This is a genomic window from Dorea sp. 210702-DFI.3.125, from assembly GCF_020560945.1.
In the GTDB taxonomy this organism is placed as follows: domain Bacteria; phylum Bacillota; class Clostridia; order Lachnospirales; family Lachnospiraceae; genus Dorea; species Dorea formicigenerans.
Window position 1 is genome coordinate 1 of the sequence record NZ_JAJCNF010000054.1, and the last position, 4,584, is coordinate 4,584.

Below are 4,584 nucleotides of genomic sequence, written 5' to 3' on the forward strand. Positions count from 1 at the left end.
AGGAAATCAATCATGGCAACCTTATCACGCTGGCAGACTTCTATGGGGTTTCCGTTGATTATCTACTGTGCCGGACAGAGAACAGGGAGCAGATCAACACGTCATTGACGGAGCTGCATTTGAATGATGAGATGGTTGCTCTCCTGAAAAGCGGTCGGATTAACAACCGTCTGCTCTGTGAGCTTGCCACACATAAAGATTTTATCAAGTTTCTTGCAGACATTGAGATTTATGTGGACGGGATTGCCACCATGCAGATTCAAAATCTCAATGCACTTGTCGATACCGTCCGGCATGAAATCATTGAACGGTATCGCCCCGGCGAAGATGACCCGCATTTGAAAGTGCTGCAAGCCGCCCATATCAGCGATGATGAATATTTCAGCCACATGGTTCTGGATGACCTCAATCTCATTATCCGGGATATTCGGGAAACTCACAAAAAGGACAGTGAGAGTGCGCCCCAGACCACCGTTGCCGATGAACTGAAAGAAAATCTGGAAGCGGTCGAAAATTTCAAGGGCAGTCGGGATGAAAAGCTGGTCATCCTTTATTGCAAGCAACTCGGTATCAACTATAAAAATCTGTCGGAAGAAGAATTCCGCTGGCTCATTCGGATTCTCAAAAAATCAAAGAAAATGGGAACGCCTATCAGCCAAAGGAAAAAACGGTAAAGAAAAACCGCTGTTGCATGGTTTGTTAGCTTCCATGTAGCAGCGGTTTTTACTGTGGTTATTCAGTTGAAAATCAGAACGATAAACTGGAAGTTATCGATTTCTTTGTGCGCTGTATCTAACGGACAGCACAATGCTTACTGATGCGGTAATGACCTTTGCAAATACGGCGCTCCACCAAATCGTGATTTGACCGCCAAACACCGGCGGCAGCATCAGCATCAACACCAGCATGATGATGGGTTCGATAAAGGTCAGAACATAGGACAGCACACTTTTTTCGGTTGCGTAGAAAGCCGCCGCGGAAACTCGTGTGATGGCGTCAAACGGAACCGACACAAGGAAGATCGGCATGACCTTTATGACCCCTGCGTTTACCTCGGCAGATGAACCGAACAGTAGTCCAATCTTTCCACGGAGCAGGTAAATCAGAATCGCACTGATTACCGCCAAAACCATGGAAAATTCATACGCCAGCGTTTTGGTTTGTTTGAGCGATTTTTCTTCGCCTGCTCCGTAGAACTGACTCATGAGCGGCTGGCTACCATCACCGACACCCTGCAAAAGAAGATAAACAATGCAGATGATATAGGAGATACAGGCATAGGTGGCGATAGCCTCCTGTCCGCCATAATAAACCGAAAATCGGTTGATGATCACAAGAGAGATATTTGGGGCAAGGGTCAAGCCAAATGGAGCAAGTCCGATTTTTAATATCTGAAATGCCGTTTTCGGGGTATCAACAGGTGCGATTTTCAGAGTGAGGTTCTTTTTGATGGCGCAATACACGAGTGCAACCGCCATGGTAACTCCCTGCCCAATAATGGTCGCCAATGCCGCACCGTACATGCCCCGTCCAAGAACCCACACAAAAGTATAGTCAAGAGCAACATTGGTAGCAAAGCCGCAGATCATAGCGATCATTGCCCACAAAGAACCGCCGTAATTACGCATAAACGGAACCAGTCCGGTGCCGAACACCTGTAAAATCGCTCCAAGGGCAATTACCTTGATATACTCATTTCCCAGAGTAAGCAACTCGCCCGATGCACCAAGGGCAGAAAGGATTTTCTCTGAAGTGAAGAAAACGGTGACAGTCAGGACAGCGCTGAAAAGAAGCATCAGCCATGTTGCACCGGCAACGAACTCCCGTGCTTTTTTCTCATTTCCTGCTGCTTTCAGAATGGAGTATTTGACTGAACCGCCCATTCCGATTCCTGTCCCTACGGATTGCAGGACCGCCGTGATGGGATATGCAATGTTGATTGCGGAAAGTCCGGCATCCCCGATTGAGTTGCCTACAAAGAAACCGTCAACGATGGCATACACCCCGGAAAGCGCAAAGGATAACACGGACGGAATCACATACTGAAAGAAAGTCCGCTTGTTATTCACTGCCCAGCCCTCCTCTCAGCTCTCTTTCAAAGAGAAGATTGAAAAGGTCAAGAATTTCACACATGGCTTGGAGCCGTTCGTTCCCGATTGTTCTATAAACCTTCTCCTCGGCTTTTCGTAAAGGCGCAATCATTCTGTGGGCGTATACCTGTCCGCTTTCAGTCAAGACGATCCGCTTCTCACGTTTATCGCCCTCGCTGGCCTCCAACAGTAAATAGCCCTTCTTTTGAAGTGCGCTCACGACCGTATGAACCGTCTGTTTTTGCATACCGAAATTCTCTGCGATCTGCTTTTGCGTCAGTTCTCCCATGGATTCCAGCGCATACAGCACCATCATTTCCGGGTATCCGATGCCAAGTACTGAAGCTGCTTTTGTATATAGCGCAGTGCTTTTCTCCCACGCAACGTTAAAATGATTGTTTTCCATAAGTCCTCCTCTTACAAATAGTATTTACAAATACTATTATAGTATATTGTAAGGACTATTGTCAAGGGCGTATGGAGCAAAAAATTCTTATTTGTCATAATCATTCTACCATACCGTTATGAATAAATCATCTCTTGCAAAATAATTTCTTCTGCCCGGTTGTGAATGTTATTGCAACGCCGCACCCATTCCATTTGTTGGGTTCGTTTCAATTCCTCGGTCACGCCCTCGGCATCTTTCATCTGCTCCATGATGGTGTCTAACCGTTCCTGTGCCTGTTCGTTCAGGTCTGCAAGGTATGTCCATAACTCCCCTGTCAAGGTCAAGGTGTTCAATTTGGCTGGGTGGACTTCTCTTAAATACTCCCGGTGCATCCGTCCGTACTTTCCGATAGGGCGATGTTCCTCCGGCAGCTTCAAATCTGGGATATAGTAATCTCCGACAAGGATATAATCAATTCCGTTTTCCGTTATTCTTGGTTTCAATTCGCTCATGTTCCTTACCTCCTGTGGAAGCAGGCTCGTCTGGTACTAACTCAATCACATCGGTAATCTCACAATTCAGCGTTTCGCAGATACGGGCTAATGTGTCCATGCTGATGTGCTTTCCCTCTTTGCTCATGTTGGCAATCATATTCGTTGTCATACCGGCGGCAAGCCTTAAATCTTCTTTTCTCATATCACGCTCTAACAGTGTATGCCAGAGTGGTTTATAGCTGATGTGCATATTGCTTTCCTGCCTTTCTATCCATACCACCGGGGCGGCTGCCCCGGCAGGAACTTTTCTCTTATTATAGCACCAATCTTGTGAAATCACAATTTATTCTTGTAGCCTGCCGCTGATACCGTCTGGATTGTGCTTTTCCTTTCTTTTTGTTCCCTTTAATTAGCCATAAACTGCTTGATTCCCTGTGACTTAGCCCCAGGATTGTCGTTGCCGTATCCTTCCAGAAGATTAATAACTCCCCATACTGCAAGACCTGCTCCGATTGCTACTACAAGTGTCTGTAAAATATTGATTGCTGAATTAAAAAACGACATATGTTTTATCTCCTCTCAAGTTTTTCGCTTATAAATTCCTGCTGTATTCTGACCGGCTCTGCCCTGATGGGCGGTCGTTCATACCTGTGCATCCTCTCACCTCCCAAAAGGGCAAAGAAAAAGAGCTATGTAGTTGGATTTTCTACATGCTCTGCTTCCTTGTTTTCATTATTTTCCTGTTCCATAAGACTGTCCTCTGAGAACACATACAGGTCAAACTCCTCTGACCTTGTAAGTTTTACTTCCATTCTGTGCCTCATGTACGCTTCCACATCAAATTCATTGCGTTTATCGTAATCAGACAGTTCCTTATAGCGTTTATGTTTTGTAATATCATACTTGTCACTGAAAAACGGACGGACACCTCTTAGCTGGAGGATACACTTATTTCCATCCATCACCGCAAGTTCATCCCTGCTCATCAGTTCTTTTCCGGTTTTCTGATAGTTCATCCCGTAAGAACGGCTCTGCCCTCTCGTATCCGAAGTATTATATAAATCAATGGTTTCCTTACCAAGTGTTTCTGAAATCTCTTTTAAAGTGGAACTTTCTTTTCCTCCAAGGAACAGCATTGTGTCACAATTCCCTAAAATGGTTTCTGCAGCATCTTTATAAATAGTCTTTAACTGTGACTGCGACTGGAGTATAATAGAAGCAGATATTTCTCTGCTTCGTATGGTTGCGATCAGCTTGTCGAACTTCGGAATCTGTCCGATATTTGCGAACTCGTCACAGAGGATTCTTACATGATACGGCAGTCTGCCATGGTGTACATCATCTGCCCTGTCGCATAATAAATTGAATAACTGGCTGTACATCATTGCTACCACAAAGTTAAAGGTATCATCTGTATCCGAGATAATGACAAACAATGCAGACCTCTGATCTCCCATCATATCCAGTTCCATTTCATCGTAACTCATGATCTCACGAAGTTCCGCAATATCAAATGGTGCAAGTCTGGCACCACAGGAAATCAAAATCGACTTCGCTGTTTTGCCAGAGACGAAAAGTCAAGGACTTTTTCATCAAATTCAAAAAGAAGTCA

At 45.0% G+C, this 4,584-nt stretch carries 6 protein-coding genes and 1 pseudogene; 1 reads left to right on the top strand and 6 read right to left on the bottom strand.

The genetic code is table 11. The features are described 5' to 3' along the window. Nucleotides 1-674, top strand: a 674-nt coding sequence (locus tag LI164_RS15325) for a transcriptional regulator (RefSeq protein ID WP_227087359.1), incomplete at its 5' end; no start/stop codon positions are given. A 93-nt stretch (nt 675-767) separates the two neighbouring features. Here LI164_RS15325 and LI164_RS16200 read toward each other — a convergent pair. The 6 genes and pseudogenes from LI164_RS16200 to LI164_RS15355 all read right to left on the bottom strand — a co-directional run. Then, the gene (locus LI164_RS16200) at nt 768-2,069 is read right to left on the bottom strand and encodes an MATE family efflux transporter (protein WP_003020289.1); all 1,302 of its coding nucleotides are present in this window, start codon (nt 2,067-2,069) and stop codon (nt 768-770) included. Next, nucleotides 2,062-2,496 carry a MarR family winged helix-turn-helix transcriptional regulator gene (locus LI164_RS15335; RefSeq protein WP_227083177.1) on the bottom strand — a complete coding sequence of 145 codons (435 nt, stop codon included), beginning with the start codon at nt 2,494-2,496 and terminating at the stop codon, nt 2,062-2,064. Before LI164_RS15335 ends, LI164_RS16200 begins: the two co-directional genes overlap by 8 nt. Before the next feature lie 116 nt (nt 2,497-2,612). Then, nucleotides 2,613-2,990, bottom strand: a complete 378-nt coding sequence (locus LI164_RS15340; protein WP_009274452.1) for a TnpV protein — start codon at nt 2,988-2,990, stop codon at nt 2,613-2,615. Next, nucleotides 2,950-3,222 carry a helix-turn-helix transcriptional regulator gene (locus tag LI164_RS15345; protein ID WP_002593556.1) on the bottom strand — a complete coding sequence of 91 codons (273 nt, stop codon included), beginning with the start codon at nt 3,220-3,222 and terminating at the stop codon, nt 2,950-2,952. Before LI164_RS15345 ends, LI164_RS15340 begins: the two co-directional genes overlap by 41 nt. 155 nt (nt 3,223-3,377) lie before the next feature. Then, nucleotides 3,378-3,536, bottom strand: coding sequence for a Maff2 family mobile element protein (locus LI164_RS15350; RefSeq protein ID WP_196027763.1), 159 nt, complete (start codon nt 3,534-3,536; stop codon nt 3,378-3,380). 125 nt (nt 3,537-3,661) lie between these two features. Next, nucleotides 3,662-4,540, bottom strand: a pseudogene (locus tag LI164_RS15355) (VirD4-like conjugal transfer protein, CD1115 family); the annotation flags it as partial. Nucleotides 4,541-4,584: the final 44 nt, after the last annotated feature.